At 71.3% G+C, this 17,326-nt stretch carries 13 protein-coding genes; 6 read left to right on the forward strand and 7 right to left on the reverse strand.

Going from position 1 to position 17,326, the window contains the following annotated elements; all coding sequences use genetic code 11:
- The first annotated feature begins 117 nt into the window (after positions 1–117).
- From BM028_RS14490 to BM028_RS14500, 3 genes are all read left to right on the forward strand, one after another.
- The gene (locus tag BM028_RS14490) at positions 118–1,329 is read left to right on the forward strand and encodes a thiolase family protein (RefSeq protein ID WP_070418811.1); all 1,212 of its coding nucleotides are present in this window, start codon (positions 118–120) and stop codon (positions 1,327–1,329) included.
- 2 nt (positions 1,330–1,331) lie between these two features.
- Positions 1,332–3,470: a 3-hydroxyacyl-CoA dehydrogenase NAD-binding domain-containing protein gene (locus BM028_RS14495; RefSeq protein WP_092387416.1), complete on the forward strand. Its 2,139-nt coding sequence runs from the start codon at positions 1,332–1,334 to the stop codon at positions 3,468–3,470.
- Positions 3,471–3,564: 94 nt separating this feature from the next.
- Entirely contained in the window at positions 3,565–3,921 is a 357-nt protein-coding gene (locus BM028_RS14500; RefSeq protein WP_092387418.1) for a hypothetical protein, read from the forward strand.
- Between the two features lie 159 nt (positions 3,922–4,080).
- On the opposite strand, the gene dxs is transcribed toward BM028_RS14500, so the two are convergent.
- From dxs to dut, 5 genes are all read right to left on the reverse strand, one after another.
- Positions 4,081–6,027: a 1-deoxy-D-xylulose-5-phosphate synthase gene (dxs, locus tag BM028_RS14505; RefSeq protein WP_092387420.1), complete on the reverse strand. Its 1,947-nt coding sequence runs from the start codon at positions 6,025–6,027 to the stop codon at positions 4,081–4,083.
- Positions 6,028–6,136: 109 nt separating this feature from the next.
- Positions 6,137–8,953 carry an aconitate hydratase AcnA gene (acnA, locus tag BM028_RS14510; RefSeq protein WP_071302914.1) on the reverse strand — a complete coding sequence of 939 codons (2,817 nt, stop codon included), beginning with the start codon at positions 8,951–8,953 and terminating at the stop codon, positions 6,137–6,139.
- A 129-nt stretch (positions 8,954–9,082) separates the two neighbouring features.
- Positions 9,083–9,835, reverse strand: coding sequence for a DUF3159 domain-containing protein (locus tag BM028_RS14515; protein WP_254789610.1), 753 nt, complete (start codon positions 9,833–9,835; stop codon positions 9,083–9,085).
- A gap of 25 nt (positions 9,836–9,860) precedes the next feature.
- Positions 9,861–10,583 (reverse strand): DUF3710 domain-containing protein, encoded by a 723-nt coding sequence (locus BM028_RS14520; protein ID WP_229086592.1) that lies wholly within the window; start codon positions 10,581–10,583, stop codon positions 9,861–9,863.
- On the reverse strand, positions 10,580–11,071 hold the full coding sequence (gene dut / locus BM028_RS14525) for a dUTP diphosphatase (protein WP_070418805.1): 492 nt from the start codon (positions 11,069–11,071) through the stop codon (positions 10,580–10,582). The genes BM028_RS14520 and dut overlap by 4 nt, the downstream gene beginning before the upstream one ends.
- A 65-nt stretch (positions 11,072–11,136) precedes the next feature.
- Between dut and BM028_RS14530 the strand changes: the two genes are divergently transcribed.
- Complete coding sequence (locus BM028_RS14530) at positions 11,137–11,568, forward strand: DUF3093 domain-containing protein (protein WP_092387422.1); 432 nt, start codon at positions 11,137–11,139, stop codon at positions 11,566–11,568.
- A gap of 139 nt (positions 11,569–11,707) precedes the next feature.
- Here BM028_RS14530 and BM028_RS14535 read toward each other — a convergent pair whose 3' ends face one another.
- A complete protein-coding gene (locus BM028_RS14535) occupies positions 11,708–12,007 on the reverse strand; it encodes a DUF4193 domain-containing protein (RefSeq protein ID WP_031263038.1) in 300 nt (99 codons plus the stop codon).
- A gap of 265 nt (positions 12,008–12,272) precedes the next feature.
- Between BM028_RS14535 and sepH the strand changes: the two genes are divergently transcribed.
- On the forward strand, positions 12,273–13,298 hold the full coding sequence (gene sepH, locus BM028_RS14540; RefSeq protein ID WP_070418803.1) for a septation protein SepH: 1,026 nt from the start codon (positions 12,273–12,275) through the stop codon (positions 13,296–13,298).
- 24 nt (positions 13,299–13,322) lie between these two features.
- Here sepH and BM028_RS14545 read toward each other — a convergent pair whose 3' ends face one another.
- Positions 13,323–14,474 (reverse strand): alkaline phosphatase family protein, encoded by a 1,152-nt coding sequence (locus BM028_RS14545; RefSeq protein ID WP_092387424.1) that lies wholly within the window; start codon positions 14,472–14,474, stop codon positions 13,323–13,325.
- A gap of 26 nt (positions 14,475–14,500) precedes the next feature.
- On the opposite strand from BM028_RS14545, the gene BM028_RS14550 reads away from it, so the two are divergent.
- Positions 14,501–16,987, forward strand: coding sequence for a DNA gyrase/topoisomerase IV subunit A (locus BM028_RS14550; protein ID WP_071302911.1), 2,487 nt, complete (start codon positions 14,501–14,503; stop codon positions 16,985–16,987).
- Positions 16,988–17,326 lie beyond the last annotated feature (339 nt).

Here is a 17,326-nt window from a genome sequence, read left to right on the forward strand (position 1 = left end):
AACGGGCATGCGTCCGCACAGGCTCGGGGCATAGCGTCGCTGGTGCACGCCGGGTCGGACCCGGCCGGGCGGGGCGGGACGCGCCCAGCCTGATCAACGAGGATCTGGAGGCCCAGATTGCCAAAGGCAGCAGACGTCGTCTTCGTCGACGGAGTTCGGACACCGTTCGGACGAGCCGGGGAGAAGGGGGTGTTCTGGAAGACCCGCGCGGATGACCTCGCGGTGCACGCCATGCGCGGACTCCTCGACCGGAACGCCTCGTTGGACGGGGCCGCGGTGGACGACGTCGCCGTGGCGGCCACCACGCAGCAGGGCGACCAGGGGCTCACCCTCGGCCGGACGGTCGGGATGCTCGCCGGACTCCCGAAGACCGTCCCCGGGTACGCGATCGACCGCATGTGCGCCGGTGCCATGACGAGCGTGACCACCCTCGCCGGCGCCATCGCGTTCGGCGCGGCCGACGTCGCCATCGCCGGCGGTGTCGAGCACATGGGGCGCCACCCGATGGGCTTCAACTCCGACCCGAACCCGCGCTTCATCGCCGAGCGCATGGTCAACGGCGACGCGCTCGTGATGGGCAAGACCGCCGAGCGCCTGCACGACCGCTTCCCCGCGATCACCAAGGACCGCACGGACGCCTACGCCGTCCAGTCCCAGCAGCGCTACGCCGCCGCGTGGGCCGCGGGCAAGCTCCAGCCGGACCTGGTGCCGGTCGAGGTCAACACCGGCGAGGGCTGGGACATCGTCTCCAGTGACGAGCCGCCCCGCCCCGGCACCACGCTCGAGGCCCTGGCAGCGCTGAAGACGCCGTTCCGCTCGCACGGACGCATCACCGCCGGCAACGCGGCAGGCCTGAACGACGGCGCCACCATGAGCCTGCTCGCCTCGGCCGACGCCGCGAAGCAGCACGGGCTGCCGACGAAGATGCGCATGGTCTCGTTCGCCTTCGCGGGCGTCGACCCCGAGGTGATGGGCATCGGACCGGTGCCCGCGACCGACAAGGCGCTGGCCAAGGCCGGGCTGTCGATCGACGACATCGGGCTGTTCGAGATCAACGAGGCGTTCGCCGTCCAGGTGCTCGCCTTCCTCGACAACTACGGGATCGCCCAGGACTCGACGAACGTGAACGCCTGGGGCGGCGCGATCGCCGTCGGGCACCCGCTCGCCTCGAGCGGCGTCCGCCTGATGACCCAGCTCGCCGCCCAGTTCGCCGAACGCCCGGACGTCCGGTACGGCATCACGACGATGTGCATCGGGCTCGGCCAGGGCGGCACCGTCATCTGGGAGAACCCGAACTTCAGCAAGTCCGCGGCACGGAAGGCGGCGTGACCATGACCATCGTCGACAACGACCAGCTCCTCGCCCTCAGCGAGGACGAGGTGGTCACCCACTCGTACCTCAAGCACGTCGCGCTGCCGTCCGGTGGCACGCTCGCGCTCATCACGCTCGACAACGGCAAGGACTACAAGCGACCGTCGACCCTCGGGCCGCGCACGCTGCACGAGCTCTCCGGGGTCCTCGACACCCTGCGGACCGAAGCGTCCGCCGCGACGATCCAGGCCGTGGCGATCACCGGCAAGGAGTACTGCTTCGCCGCCGGTGCCGACCTCTCCCAGGCCGCCTCGGTGCCGTCGCGGGACGTCGCCCACGACCTGGCCGCCCTCGGACACGCCACGCTCCGGAAGCTCTCCGACCTCGGCGTCCCCTCCTTCGCGCTCATCAACGGGATCGCGCTCGGCGGTGGCCTCGAGATCGGGCTGCACTGCACGTACCGGGCGTTCTCGTCGGCCGCGCAGGGCATCGGGCTCCCCGAGGTCTTCCTCGGCATCATCCCCGGGTGGGGCGGCGCGACACTGCTCCCCCGCCTGATCGGCCCCGAGAAGGCGCTCCGCGTCATCGTCGAGAACCCGCTCAAGAACAACCGCCTGATGGACGGTCCGGCCGCGGTCGAGCTCGGCATCGGCGACGCGCTGATCCCCTCGGTCACCTTCCTGCCGTCCGCGGTGGCGTGGATCGACGGCGTCGTGTCGGGTCGCACCAAGGTCGTGCGGAAGAACGAGCCCGGCATGATCGAGAAGGCCGCGTGGGGCACCGTCGTCAAGGTCGCCCGCAGCCAGGTCGCGTCGAAGATCGGCACGGTCCCGAAGTCGCCGTTCCGGGCGCTCGACCTCGTCGCCGCGGCGAAGTCCGGCTCACTCGACGAACGGTTCGCCGACGAGGACGACGCCCTGGCCGACCTCATCTCGGGCGACCAGTTCGCCGCCTCGATGTACGCGTTCGACCTCGTGCAGAAGCGCGCGAAGAAGCCCGTGGGTGCCCCCGCGGACGTCTCGCCGCGCCCCGTCACGAAGGTCGGCGTCCTGGGCGCAGGCCTGATGGCATCCCAGTTCGCGCTGCTCTTCGCCCGACGCCTCGGCGTCCCGGTCGTCATCACCGACGTCGACCAGTCCCGAGTCGACGCCGGCGTGGAGCGCATCCGCGGCGAGGTGGACAAGCTCCTCGACAAGGGCCGGGTCTCCCCCGACGACGCGAACCGCATCAAGGCGCTCGTGTCCGGGTCAGTGTCCTACGACGCGTTCGCGGACGCCGACTGGGTCATCGAAGCCGTCTTCGAGGAGATGAGCGTCAAGCAGGAGGTCTTCCGGAAGATCGAGCAGGTCATCGCTCCGGACGCGATCCTCGCCACGAACACCTCATCGCTGTCGGTGTCCGAGATGGGCTCCGTGCTGTCCGACCCATCGCGACTCGTCGGGTTCCACTTCTTCAACCCCGTCGCCGTGATGCCGCTGCTCGAGGTCGTGCGCACCGCCTCGACCTCCGACGAGACCCTCGCCACGGCCCTCGCCGTCGCGAAGACGCTCAAGAAGACCGCGATCATCACGGCCGACCAGCCGGGCTTCGTCGTGAACCGGGTGCTCGCCCGGGTCCTCGGCGAGGCGATGCGCGGCGTCGAGGAGGGCACGTCGTTCGACGTCGTCGCCCAGGGCGCTGCGCCGCTCGGCCTGCCGATGTCGCCGTTCGAGCTGCTCGAGCTCGTCGGCCTGCCGGTCGGTGCGCACGTGCTCGACTCGCACCACGCCGCCTGGCCGGAGCGCTTCTACCCGGGTGACGGCCTGAAGAAGATCGCCGAGTTCGGGCACATCCTGACCCGCGACAAGAAGGGCACCGCGACCGGGTACGACCCCGCTGCCGTGAAACTCGTCGCACCGTCGAAGAAGGACGCGAAGCCGGTCGACGCTGCCGAGATGCAGCGCCGCTTCGAGGACGCCCTCGCCGACGAGCTGCACCGCATGCTCGAGGACGAGGTCGTCCAGCACGTCGAGGAGATCGACCTCGGGCTCATCCTCGGCGCGGGCTACCCGTTCCAGGCCGGTGGCATCAGCCCGTACCTCGACCGCTCCGGTGCGTCCGAGCGGGTCTTCGGCGGGGCGTTCCACGAGCCGCTGATCGTCGGGCCGGCCTCTCGCTAGCTGCGGCCGCTCGGCTCCGCACAACCGAAGTCACCCCGAACCGCGGCGATCCGCGGTTCGGGGTGACTTGCGTTGTGCGGCGTACGGTCGAACCATGGCACAGGAGTGGTGGGCACCGAGGACGACCGGGCACCCCAGCGTCGTCGTGCCCGTGCCGCTCGACGAGGTCCCGGAGCTGCTCGACCGCTCCGTGCACGCCGTCCCGGGAGCAGCGGCGATGGAGATCCGTCCGGACGGAGCCGTCATCGGCCGCCGGACCTCGTTCGCCGTCCGCGCCGAGAACATCGTCATGACGTTCGCGCGCGAGGGGCCCATGTCCTCGCGCGTGGAGATCATCCGCGAGGGCCGCGACGGCCTGACGTACGGCCAGGTCCTCTGGGTGACGCCGATGGCCCGCGCGATCCTGCGCGAACTCGTGTCCGCCGCCGCCGGGCCGCCCGCGCCGCACTGACCCCGCCCGCCCAAGCCGCGCCCGCACAACGAAAGTCACGCCGAACCACGGCGATCCGCGGTTCGGGGTGACTTGCGTTGTGCGGCGGCCGACCGAACCGCGCGCCGCCGGGCGGCGCCGCCGGGCCGAGCCACGGCCGCCGCGCCGCGCGCGCGCCGCTCAGCGGTCGGCGGACTCCCGGGAGCGCGACGCCGCCCGCGCCGGCTTCGCCTGCGGCAGCTTCGTCCCGACGACCTGGTCGATGACGTCCCGGGCGATCGCCTGCGCGGTCAGCCCCACGTCCTCGAGGATCTGGGACCGCGACGCGTGGTCGATGAACGCATCGGGCAGCCCGAGCTCGTTCACCCCGGTGTCGACACCCGCAGCGCGCAGGTCCTGCCGGAGCCGTGTCCCGACGCCACCGACCCGCACCCCGTCCTCGAGCGTGATCACGAGCCGGTGGTCACGCGACAGGTCGATGAGCGACGCCGGGATCGGCACCACCCACCGCGGGTCGACGACCGTCACGCCGATGCCCTGGGACTCGAGCAGCGCCGCCGCGTCGAGCGCCACCGGCACCATCGAGCCCACGGCGACGAACAGGACGTCGGGCTCCTGGTCGGACGACGGCGACCGCAGCACGTCCACCCCGTCCGGGAGTCGACGCTCCGCGACGATGTCCGGCCCGACCTGTCCCTTCGACCAGCGCAGCACGGTGGGTGCGTCGTCGACGGCGACGGCCTCGCGGAACTCCTCGCGCAGGGTCGCGGCGTCACGGGGTGCGGCGATCCGGATCCCGGGCACGACCTGCAGCAAGGCGAGGTCCCACATGCCGTGGTGCGACGGCCCGTCCGGTCCGGTGATGCCCGCGCGGTCGAGCACGAAGGTGACGCCGGCCTTGTGCAGCGCGACGTCCATGAGCACCTGGTCGAACGCCCGGTTCAGGAACGTCGCGTAGAGCGCCACGACGGGGTGCAGGCCGCCGAACGCGAGTCCGGCCGCGGTCGTCACGGCGTGCTGCTCGGCGATCCCGACGTCGATCACGCGCGAGGGGTGCTGTTCCTGGAAGAGGTGCAGCCCGGTCGGGCGGAGCATCGCCGCGGTGATCGCCACGATCTTCTCGTCCGACGCACCGACCTCGGCCAGCGTCGAGGCGAACACCGAGGTCCACGACGGCCCCGACGACACGTCGAGCGACTCCCCGGTCTCCGGGTCGATGTGCCCGACCGCGTGGAACTGGTCGGCCTGGTCGCGCAGCGCGGGCTCGAACCCGTGCCCCTTCTCGGTGATGGCGTGCACGATCGTCGGCGCGCCGTACGCCTTCGCCTGGCGGAGTGCGGCCTCCATCGCCCGCTGGTCGTGCCCGTTCACCGGCCCGATGTACTTGATGTCGAGGTTCGAGTAGAGCGCCTCGTTGTTCGTGAACCGCGAGAGGAACCCGTGCAGCCCGCCGCGCATCCCGCGGTAGAGCGCCCGCCCGGGAGCGCCGAACCGCGCCGCCGCGGCCTGGGACTTCTCGAACAGCGCCCGGTACTCGCGGCGCGTGCGCACCGAGCTGAGGAACCGCGCCATGCCACCGATGGTCGGCGCGTACGAGCGTCCGTTGTCGTTGACGACGATGACGAGTCGACGGTCGTTGCCGTCGGAGATGTTGTTGAGGGCCTCCCACGTCATCCCGCCGGTGAGCGCGCCGTCGCCGACGACCGCGACCACGGTCCGGTCGGCCTGGCCGGTCTGCACGAACGCGCGCGAGATGCCGTCCGCCCAGGACAGCGACGAGGACGCGTGCGAGGACTCCACGATGTCGTGCTCCGACTCGCTCCGCTGCGGGTACCCGGCGAGGCCGCCCCGCTCGCGCAGCCGCGAGAAGTCCTGCCGCCCGGTGACGAGCTTGTGCACGTACGACTGGTGCCCGGTGTCGAAGACGAACGGGTCGTGCGGCGAGTCGAACACCCGGTGCATGGCCAGCGTGAGCTCGACGACGCCGAGGTTCGGGCCGAGGTGGCCGCCGGTCTTCGCGACCTCGGCGACGAGGAAGCGTCGGATCTCGGCGGCGAGGTCCGTCATCTGCGCGTCGGAGAGACGCTTCAGGTCGCGCGGCGACGTGATGCTCGAGAGCAGACTCACGGGCGCTCCTTTCGTGGGGCTGTCGGCCCACTCTATGCGCGTGACCCGACAACGGACGGGAGGCGCGGTGCCAGCTGGCACCGCGCCTCCTGTCCGTCGGACGGGTGCGTCAGACGAGCGACCGCAGCACGTACTGCAGGATGCCGCCGTTGCGGTAGTAGTCCGCCTCACCCGGGGTGTCGATGCGGACGACCGCGTCGAACTCGATCGTCTCCTTGCCGGCGGGCGAGTGCTCGCTCGGCGCAGCCGTGACGTGCACCGTCTTGGGCGTACGGCCCTCGTTCAGCTCGGTCAGGCCGGAGATCGAGACGACCTCGGTGCCGTCGAGCCCGAGGGACTCGACCGACTCGCCGGCGGGGAACTGCAGCGGCACGACGCCCATGCCGATGAGGTTCGAGCGGTGGATGCGCTCGAAGCTCTCGGTGATGACCGCGCGGACGCCGAGCAGGTTCGTGCCCTTCGCCGCCCAGTCGCGGGACGAACCGGAGCCGTACTCCTTGCCACCGAAGATGACGAGCGGGATGCCCTGCTCCTGGTAGTGCTGCGAGGCGTCGTAGATGAACGACTGCGCACCGTCCGGCGTCGTGAAGTCGCGGGTGTAGCCGCCCTCCACGCCGTCGAGGAGCTGGTTGCGGAGGCGGATGTTCGCGAACGTGCCGCGGATCATGACCTCGTGGTTGCCGCGACGCGAGCCGTAGGAATTGAAGTCCTTGCGGTCGACGCCGTGCTCGGCGAGGTACTTGCCCGCCGGGCTGTCGGCCTTGATCGACCCGGCCGGCGAGATGTGGTCGGTCGTGACCGAGTCGCCGAGCTTCGCGAGCACCCGGGCGCCGGAGATGTCCGACACCGCGTCGGGCTGCATGGTCATGCCCTCGAAGTACGGGGGCTTCCGCACGTAGGTCGACTCGGTGTCCCACTCGAACGTGTCGCCCGTCGGGGTCGGCAGGTTCTTCCAGCGGTCGTCGCCCTCGAACACGGAGCCGTACTCGTGGGTGAACATCTCGGTGTCGATCGACGCGTCGATGACCTGCTGGACCTCGACCGCGTCGGGCCAGATGTCCTGCAGGAAGACGTCCTTGCCGTCCTGGTCCTGCCCGAGGGCGTCCTTGTCGAAGTCGAAGTGCATCGACCCGGCGAGGGCGTACGCGATGACCAGCGGCGGGGAGGCCAGGTAGTTCATCTTCACGTCGGGGTTGATGCGCCCCTCGAAGTTGCGGTTGCCCGAGAGCACCGCGGTGACGGCGAGGTCGTTGTCCTGCACGGCCTGCGAGATCTCCTCCGGCAGCGGGCCCGAGTTGCCGATGCAGGTGGTGCAGCCGTAGCCGACCGTGTAGAAGCCGAGCTGCTCGAGGTAGGTCGTGAGACCGGCCTTCTCGTAGTAGTCCGTGACGACCTTCGACCCCGGTGCGAGCGTGGTCTTGACCCACGGCTTCGCGGTGAGGCCCTTCTTCGCGGCGTTCCGGGCGAGGATGCCGGCGGCCATCATGACCGACGGGTTCGACGTGTTCGTGCACGACGTGATCGCGGCGATCGCGACGGCACCGTGGTCGATCGTGAACGGGTCGGCCCCGTCCATCGCGACCTTCGTCGGCTGCGAGGCCGTCGACGGGGCGCTCGAGACGTAGACGTGCTCGTGCAGCGCGGTGTCCTCGTTCGTGGAACCGGCGGCGATCGGGTCGGAGGCGGGGAAGGTCTCCTCCACCGCGTCGTCGAGGTCGGTCTGCTCGCTCGGCGTCGTGTAGTTGCCGAGGTCGACCTCGAACTGGGTCTTCGCCTTCGAGAGCTCGATGCGGTCCTGGGGGCGCTTCGGGCCGGAGATCGAGGGGACGACCGTCGAGAGGTCGAGCTCCATGTACTCGGAGTAGTTCGGCTCGACCGCCGCGTCGTGCCAGAGGCCCTGGGTCTTGGCGTAGGCCTCGACGAGCGCGATCTGGTCCTCGGAGCGGCCGGTGAGGCGGAGGTAGTCGAGCGTCACGTCGTCGACCGGGAACATGGCCGCCGTGGAGCCGAACTCCGGCGACATGTTGCCGATGGTGGCGCGGTTCGCGAGCGGGACCTCGCCGACGCCCTCGCCGTAGAACTCGACGAACTTGCCGACGACGCCGTGCTTGCGGAGCTCCTGCGTGATGGTGAGCACCACGTCCGTCGCGGTCACGCCGGCCGGGATCGACCCGGACAGCTTGAAGCCGACGACCTTCGGGATGAGCATCGACACCGGCTGGCCGAGCATCGCCGCCTCGGCCTCGATGCCGCCGACGCCCCAGCCGAGCACGCCGAGCCCGTTCACCATCGTGGTGTGCGAGTCGGTGCCGACGAGGGTGTCCGGGTAGGCGTAGGTCTCGCCGTCGAAGTCACGCGTGTAGGTGACCTTCGCCAGGTACTCGATGTTGACCTGGTGCACGATGCCGGTTCCGGGCGGGACGACCTTGAAGTCCTCGAACGCGGTCTGGCCCCAGCGGAGGAACTGGTAGCGCTCACCGTTCCGCTCGTACTCGAGGTCGGTGTTGCGCTGGAGTGCGTCCTCGCGACCGAAGAGGTCGGCGATGACGGAGTGGTCGATGACCATCTCGGCAGGCGACAGCGGGTTGATCTTGTTCGGGTCGCCGCCGATCTCGGCCATCGCCTCGCGCATGGTGGCGAGGTCGACGATGCACGGGACGCCGGTGAAGTCCTGCATGACCACGCGGGCCGGCGAGAACTGGATCTCGGTGTCCGGCTCGGCGTCGGGCTGCCACGACCCGAGGGCGCGGATCTGGTCCTCGGTGACGTTCTTGCCGTCCTCGGTGCGGAGGAGGTTCTCGAGCAGCACCTTCAGGCTGTACGGGAGCTTCTCGTGCCCGGGCACCGTGTCGATCCGGTGGATCGCGTAGTCGACACCCCCAACCGACAGCGTGTCCTTCGAGCCGAAGCTGTTGACTGCAGCCACTGTGCCGCCTCCCTGGTTGATCGGTGTGCCCCCATCCAAGCGGGGCGCGAGGCGTCCCACCAGCAAGGCAAACCTAAACCCGCCAGCCCGGGAAGGGCCGCGGGGAATTATCTCGATGTCGAGACAACTCTACACCCGGGTGGCGTCAGCCTCGCGCTTGAACACCGTCCGGACGAGCAGCCAGGTCACCCAGAGCAGAGCGGCGTAGAGCGGGACGCCCGTGATGAGCTTGATGCCGGCGAGCAGTTCGACCTGGGCGGTCAGGTACAGCGGCACCTCGATGAGGAGCCGGATCGCGAAGAGACCGACCCAGAGCCAGGTGGCAACGGTCAGCACGCGGCGCTTCGCCGGGTCGCGACGCCAGTCCTGCGGGGTGCCGTCCTCGTTCGGCGGGAGCAGGAAGCCGACGACCAGGCCGATGAGCGGCTGTCGGATCGCCAGCGTCACGAGCAGCCCGACGAGCCACACGGCGTTGATGACGATCCCGGGGATGAAGTTGCTCTCGGCCCGCCCGGTGATGAGCGCGAGGCCTGCGGAGATCGCCACGCCGAGGATCCCCGCGAGGCTCATCACGAGCGACTGGCGCTGCAGCAGGCGGAGCACCACGAACACGACGCCGATCGCGACCGGGATCAGGACGCTCGGGACGACCTCCTTCGTGATCGCGTAGACCACCAGGAACGCGAGCCCGGGCAGGACGGACTCGACCAGGCCGCGCACGCCGCCGATGGCCGCGACGAGGGCGTGCCCCGACGGCGCCTCGCCCGGAGCGACCTTGCCGAGCCCGGTGTTGGCGACGGCGGCACGCATCTGGTCGCTGAACGAGGGCAGCGCGTCGGGCGCGTCCGCCTCGGGACGGGTGGTGTCGTCGTGGTCCGGCACCGTGCCTCCTGGTTCGGGTCGCCGGTCAGATGGCCGACTGCGTCGACTTCGGCATGTGCAGCGGGATGAGGTCGCGCGGCGGCATCGGGGTGGTCCCGCGGACCACGACGACGCTGCGGAACAGGTCCTCGATCTCGGCCGCGTCGTCGGGCTGCTCGGCGGCCTTGCCGGCGATCACGCCGCGCAGGAACCAGCGCGGGCCGTCGACGCCGATGAACCGCGCGGGGCGGGCCCCGTCGGTGACGCCCGTGCCGTCGGAGACGACCGGGACCTGGGCGCGGAGCTCGGGGCCGAACGGACCGTCGACCTCGGACACGATGCCGCCCTGGCGCTCGATCTGCTCGGCGATCTGGGCGCGGATCTCGTGCCAGAGCCCCGTGGAGCGCGGTGCGGCGAACGGCTGCACCTGCAGCGTGGACTCGTCGTAGTCGAGCCCGACCGCGACGACGCGCTGCGAGCCCTCCTCCACCTCGAGCCGCAGGTGGAGCCCCTCGCGCGGGAGGACCTTCACGCCGCCGAGGTCGACGTACGGACGGACCAGGTTCGCCTCGGTCTCGTCGTGCGGGCCGCTCTCGGCACGGTCCTCGGGCGCGGACTTGTCGGTCGGCGCGACGGCGTCCACCTCGTCGAGGTCGGCGTCGGCGTCGATCGCGATGTCGACCTCCGGCGTCGTCTCGGCCACCTCGACCTCGTCGGCGACGGCGTCCGCCACCTCGACCTCGTCACGCTTGCGTCGGCCGAACTTCATGCGCGCGTTCCTTCCTGAGCGTTGTCCGCGGCGCCGCTGACGGCACCGCTCCGGTCACCGTAGCCCGACGAGCCGAACCCGCCCTGGCCGCGGACGCTGTCGGGCAGCTCGTCGACGCGGGTGAACGACACGCGCGGGACCGGCATGACGATCATCTGGGCGATGCGGTCGCCGACGTGCACCTCGTGCGCGGCGGCCTGGTCGGTGTTGAGCAGCGCGACCTTGATCTCGCCGCGGTACCCGGCGTCCACGGTGCCGGGCGCGTTCACGATCGTGATGCCGTGCTTTGCGGCGAGACCGCTGCGCGGGACCACGAACGCGGCGTACCCGTCCGGCAGCGCGATCTTCAGGCCCGTGCCCACGAGCCGACGCTCGCCGGGCTGCAGGACGAACGCCTCGGTCGAGACGAGGTCCGCACCGGCGTCACCGGGGTGGGCGTATCCGGGAGCGTTCTCCCCGGTCCAGAGCACGTCGACTGGTTCGGTCACGTGTCGAGGGTAGTGCAGACCGTGACCGTTCCGTGACCTGCCCGGAGTCGTGGTCGAATGGTGTCGTGACCCTGTACCGCGAACGACTGTGGGCTCCGCCCGTCCTCTACCTGGCGACGGCGCTCGTCATCCCCGCCAGCCTCCTCGTGTTCCTGCCGATCAGCGTGCTCGCCGGCGTCCTCGTGGCGGTCGGCATGTACCTCGGCGTGCTCGTGCTGCTCTGGGCGCTGGCTCCGACCATCGAGGTCACGGAGACCGAGTTCCGCGCCGGTCGGGCGCACCTCCCGCGGACGCTCGTGGGCGTGGTCGAGGGCTACGAGGGCGCCGAGGCCACCACGCAGCGCGGGCCGAAGCTCGACGCCCGCGCCTGGACGCTCTTCCGCGGCTACGTGCGCGGGGTCGTCAAGGTCGAGGTGCAGGACCCCGCGGACCCGACGCCCTACTGGCTGGTCAGCGTCCGCAACCCGTCCGCCGTCGTCGCCGCCCTGCGGTCCTGAGTCCCCACCTGCGATCCAGGAGGCGCGGTGCGGGCCCGACCCGCGCCTCCTGTCCGGCACGGCGCACGTCTGCCCGCCCAGCGCACGCAGAACGGCCCGTCACCTCGCGGTGACGGGCCGTTCTGGTTTCGTGCGTTCCCTAGAGCGCCGCGCACTCCGCGCAGACCGGGCCGAGCTTCGACTCGTGGTCGAGCTGCGAGCGGTGCTTCACGAGGAAGCACTCGACGCAGGTGAACTCGTCGACCTGGGGCGGGAGCACGACGACGTCGAGGTCGACGTCGCTGAGGTCCTGTCCGGCGAGCTCGAAGCTGCCGGGGTTGTCGGAATCATCGTCGACGACCCCCGACATCTTGTCGGGAACGCGCTCCTTGAGGGCCTCGATCGACTCCGAGTCGGAGTTGTCGTCGGTCTTCCGGGGGGCGTCGTAATCGGTGGCCATGCCCATCCATTTCTCGTATCGAGAGGTCGTCGCCGGTGATCGGCGGCGACAGTTTGCACCACGTCTCGCCAGAGCGCAAACCGAAGTCTCCGGCGGGTCGTTCTGGCGCTGCAACCCGTGTGCCCGCCCGTCCATTCCCGCTGTCCGGAAACGCTCGCACGGGAGTCCACGGCACGCCCGTGCGCCTCCGCGGGATCGGGTCCGGACGGCTGCATACTCACGGGGTACGAGGCACGACCGTACGCGACGCTCGGAAGGCGGAACCATGCAAGACGTGAGAGTCATCGGGGTGGAGTCCGGGGCACTCCTGCTCGCGACCGACGGCGGGACCGAGTTCCGACTGCCCGTCACCTCGTCGCTGCCCGGTCAGGTCCGGCAGGCGAACCCCGAGTCCGGTCCGCACAAGCGCGTGTCCCCGAAGGACGTACAGGCGCGGATCCGTGGCGGTGCCGACGCCGCCGAGGTCGCCCTGGCGCTCGACGTCGACGTCGAGTACGTGCGGCGCTTCGAGGGCCCCGTCCTCGCCGAGCGTGCCTTCATCCTCGACGCCGCGCACCGCGTGCCGGTCACACCGGTCGACGACGAGTCGCCCGACACCTTCGGCGAGGCCATCACCGCCAAGCTCGAGGCGGGCGAGGCCAGCGGGATCGCCTGGGCGTCGTGGAAGCACGTCGAGAGCGGCTGGCAGGTCCGCGTGCACTACACCGCCGCCGAGGTCGAGCACGACGCCCAGTGGCGCTTCGACCCGAAGACGTCGACGCTGACGCCGGACAACGGCGATGCGCACCGGCTCTCGCACACCGAGGACGAGGGCATCGCGCCGCGCCTCCGTGCGGTCGAGAACGACCACCAGGACACCGACGGGACGCGGTTCGACTCCGGCGCGTTCCGGGTCGACGAGCCAGACGAGGACGTCACGAACCCCGAGGTGCAGGAGCGTCCGCTCCGCGCGCCGCTCCCCCGCATCGGAGCCGCCGTCGAGGAACGCGCCCCCGGCAACGAGACCGCCGACCTGCTCGAGGCGCTCCGCCGCCGCCGTGGCGAGCGCGAGGCCGCGGCCTTCGGCGAACAGCCGCAGGACGACGGACGACGGACCTCGATCAGCGTCGTCGACATCCCGCTGCAGGGGTTCGAGGATTCGTCGGACACCGCGCCGCAGCCGGACGCCCGACCCACCTCCGCCCCCGAGGCCGAGGCCGGGCGGCAGGACCGCAAGAAGCGGAACCGGCGGTCGATGCCGAGCTGGGACGAGATCGTCTTCGGGACCCGGCCGGACGACGACCCGGCCTGATCCCCGGCGACGCCCGGGCTCGTGCTACTGCGCGAACGCCCCGGCGAGGCGCAGCGGCACCATGGTCTCCTCGTCGGTCATCGCCCCGTGCTGGCCGATCATCCGCTTCGGTGACTCGCCGTCGCGCAGGGCCCGGTCGTCGTTGAACGCCCAGGACCCCCGTGCCACGAGCACGACGTCCCCGATGCGCGGGACGACCTCGTCCGAGACGGCGCCGAACCAGCCGGCGGCGATCGCCTCGTCACGGCTCGCGACGTACGCCTTCTTGCCGTAGCGCGCCCGGAACTGCCCGACGAGGGAGCGGACGTCGGTGCCCGGTGCGACCGTGAACTGCCGGCAGCGCGGGTCGCCGGCGACCCCGATGACGTCGGTCAGCAGGAGCGGGTCGAGCGCGATGTTCGCGTGGTCGGGGACGTCGAGCACGCCGTGGTCGGCCGTCACGACGATCCCGACGTCGGCGGCGGCACGGCCCTCGAGCCGAGCGAGTTCGCCGTCGAGGAGTTCGAGCGCCGCGGTCCACCGGTCGGACTGCCAGCCGTGCTTGTGCCCGATCGAGTCGAGCTCTGGGACGTAGAGGTACACGAGCGAGCGACCCGTCGCGGTCTCGGCGAGGGCTGCGTCGACGCGCTGCGGGATCGAGTCGGCCGGGACGTAGCGCGCCCCGCCGAGGACGTTCGCGGTCATCCCCGAGGAGCGGTACCGGGCGGGCCCGACCACCACCGGGTCGACGCCGAGTGCCGGCGCCTCGGTGAACAGCGTACGGGCGAGGAACCAGTCGGACGGGACCTCGTCGTCCCAGCCGCTCAGCAGGTTCATCACCCGGCCGGTGTCGGGGTTCCAGCCGCTGTACCCGACCACGCCGTGGGTGCCGGGCGACCGACCGGTCGTCAGTGTGCTCAGTGCGGCCGCCGTCGTCGTCGGGAAGCCGCTGCGCAGTCGCTTCTTGCTGGCGGCGACCCAGCGGGCGTGTCCGGCGCGCGCTGCCAGCGCGCCGGCACCGAGGCCGTCGACCAGCACGACGATCGCGGAACGGGCGGGGCGGAGGGTGATCCGCGCCTCCAGTCCGGTGGAACGCAACCAGGCGTCGTCCGCAGCGCCGAGCGCGACGAGGCAACTCGGGAAGACGTCGGCGAGGTTCGCGGTGGCGTCGGGGGCCGTCGGTACGCTTGTTCCCATCTCCCCCAGTCTCGCAGAAGGGTGCCATGGCACGCACGGAAGCAGTCGGCCTGCCCGACGGTGAACGCATCGAGGACGTCGACGTCTCCGAGGAGATGCAGGGCTCCTTCCTCGAGTACGCGTACTCCGTCATCTACTCACGGGCACTCCCCGACGCACGCGACGGCCTGAAGCCCGTGCAGCGGCGCATCCTCTACCAGATGGCCGAGATGGGGCTCCGGCCCGACCGCGGCCACGTGAAGAGCGCCCGCGTCACCGGCGAGGTGATGGGCAAGCTGCACCCGCACGGCGACGGCGCGATCTACGACGCCCTCGTGCGCATGGCGCAGCCGTTCACGATGCGCGTGCCGCTCGTCGACGGACACGGCAACTTCGGCTCGCTCGACGACGGTCCCGCGGCCGCCCGCTACACCGAGGCCCGCCTCGCCGAACCGTCGATGGCCATGACCGAGGGCCTGGGCGAGGACGTCGTCGACTTCGTCCCGAACTACGACAACCAGATCATGCAGCCGGGCGTGCTGCCCGCGGCCTTCCCGAACCTGCTCGTCAACGGCGCGTCGGGCATCGCGGTCGGCATGGCGACGAACATGGCGCCGCACAACCTCGGCGAGGTGGTCGAGGCGGCGAAGCACCTGCTCATGAACCCGCAGGCGACGCTCGACGAGCTGATGGAGTTCGTGCCGGGCCCTGACCTGCCCTCCGGCGGCACCATCGTCGGGCTCTCCGGCGTGCGCGACGCCTACGCCAGCGGCCGCGGCTCGTTCCGGACGCGCGCGAAGGTGAGCGTCGAGAACCTCACCCCGCGCAAGGTCGGCCTCGTGGTCACCGAGCTGCCGTACCTGGTCGGCCCGGAGCGCGTGATCGAGAAGATCAAGGACGGCGTCCAGTCGAAGAAGCTCGTCGGCATCTCCGACGTGAACGACCTGACCGACCGCAACCACGGGCTCCGGCTCGTCATCGGCATCAAGAGCGGCTTCAACCCCACCGCCGTGCTCGAGCAGCTGTACAAGCACACCCCGCTCGAGGACGGCTTCGGCATCAACAACGTCGCGCTGGTCGGCGGATCGCCCAAGACCCTCGGGCTGCGCGAGCTGCTCGACGTCTACGTGCAGCACCGGCTCTCGGTCGTCACACGTCGGTCGCAGTACCGCCTCGCGCGCAAGAAGGAGCGACTGCACCTGGTCGAGGGGCTGCTCATCGCCATCCTCGACATCGACGAGGTCATCGAGGTCATCCGCTCCTCGGACGATTCCGAGGCCGCGCGCTCCCGCCTGCAGACGGTGTTCGACCTGTCCGAGGTGCAGGCCGAGTACATCCTCGAACTGCGGCTCCGGCGCCTGACGAAGTTCTCACGCCTCGAGCTCGAGGGCGAGCGTGACCAGCTGCTCGCCGACATCGCCGCGCTCGAGGAACTGCTCGCGTCCGACGAGCGACTCCGTGCCCAGGTCGCGCTCGAGCTCACCGAGGTGTCCGACCGGTTCGCGACGCCGCGCCGGACCCTGCTCACCGAGGCCGACGCCCCGGTCAAGGGTGGCCGCAAGGCCGCGGTCGACCCGGAGTCCCTGCAGATCGCCGACTCGCCGTGCCGCGTGCTGCTCTCGACCACGGGGCGGCTCATCCGCGTCGACATCCCGACGTCCGAGCTCGGCATCGTCCGGGTGCCGAAGCGGTCCAAGCACGACGCCGTCCGCTCGTCGATCGTCAGTTCGGTCCGCGGGCAGGTCGGGGCGCTCACCTCGACCGGGCGCGTGATCCGGCTCTCCCCCGTCGACGTCCCCGCCGTGCCGCCAGCCGCGGTCCGGCTCGACGCCGGCGTCCGGGTGACGGACTTCCTCGGCATCGCCCGCGGCGAGACCGTGGTCGCCCTCGTCGACCTCTCCGGCGCCTCGTCGGACTCGCTCGCCATCGGCACCGTGCAGGGCGTCGTGAAGCGCGTCGTGCCCGGAGCCTGGCCGGACAAGCCCGAGTTCCCAGCGATCGGGTTGAAGCCCGGCGACGCGGTCGTCGGTGCCGCCCAGGCGCCCGAGTCGGACGACCTGGTGTTCATCACCTCGAACGCGCAGCTGCTGCGGTTCCCCGCGTCCGGCGTCCGTGCGCAGGGCCTCCCCGCCGGTGGGGTCGCCGGCGTGGCCCTCGCCGCGGGTGCCTCGGCGATCTGGTTCGGATCCGTCGCCCGCTCCGACGACGCCGTGGTCGCGACCGTCTCGGCGTCGTCCTCGGCCCTGCCCGGCACCGACACCGGCCGCGCCAAGGTCTCGGCCCTGTCGGAGTTCCCGGCGAAGGGCCGTGCGACCCAGGGTGTCCGGGCGCACGCGTTCCTCAAGGGCGAGGACGGCCTGACGGTGGCGTGGGCGGGCATCGCTCCCCCGCACGCGGTCGGGTCGGACGGCGCTGCCCGGACGCTGCCGGACTGGCTGTCGAAGCGCGACGGGTCGGGGGCGCCGCTCGACGCCGTGATCGACTCGATCGGTGGGAGTGCGGCGGCGCTCGACGGCACCGCCGGCGAGGCGTAGGCGCGCGGGCGCGAGCGCGCCGGCGGCGACTTTTCGCGCCAGGCGACAGTTCACGGGGCCGTCGCCCCGTGAGCTGTCGCCCACCGCGTGAGCACGCGGCCGCGGCGCGGCGGACGCCGAGACTCGGCCCCGCGGACAGAACTCGCGCCGTCGCGGCGCGAAACCGTCCGCCCAGCCGAGACTCGCCCTCGCGCGCGGCCGCGCCGGCGGCGACTTCTCGCGTCAGGCGACAGCTCACGGGGCCCTCGCCCCGTGAAGTGTCGCCCAGCGCGTGAGCACGCGGACGGGAGGCGCGGGACGGCCCCGCACCGCGCCTCCCGTCCGCCCATGGGGACGACC

The sequence above is a fragment of the Curtobacterium sp. YR515 genome (assembly GCF_900113095.1).
GTDB lineage: Bacteria > Actinomycetota > Actinomycetes > Actinomycetales > Microbacteriaceae > Curtobacterium.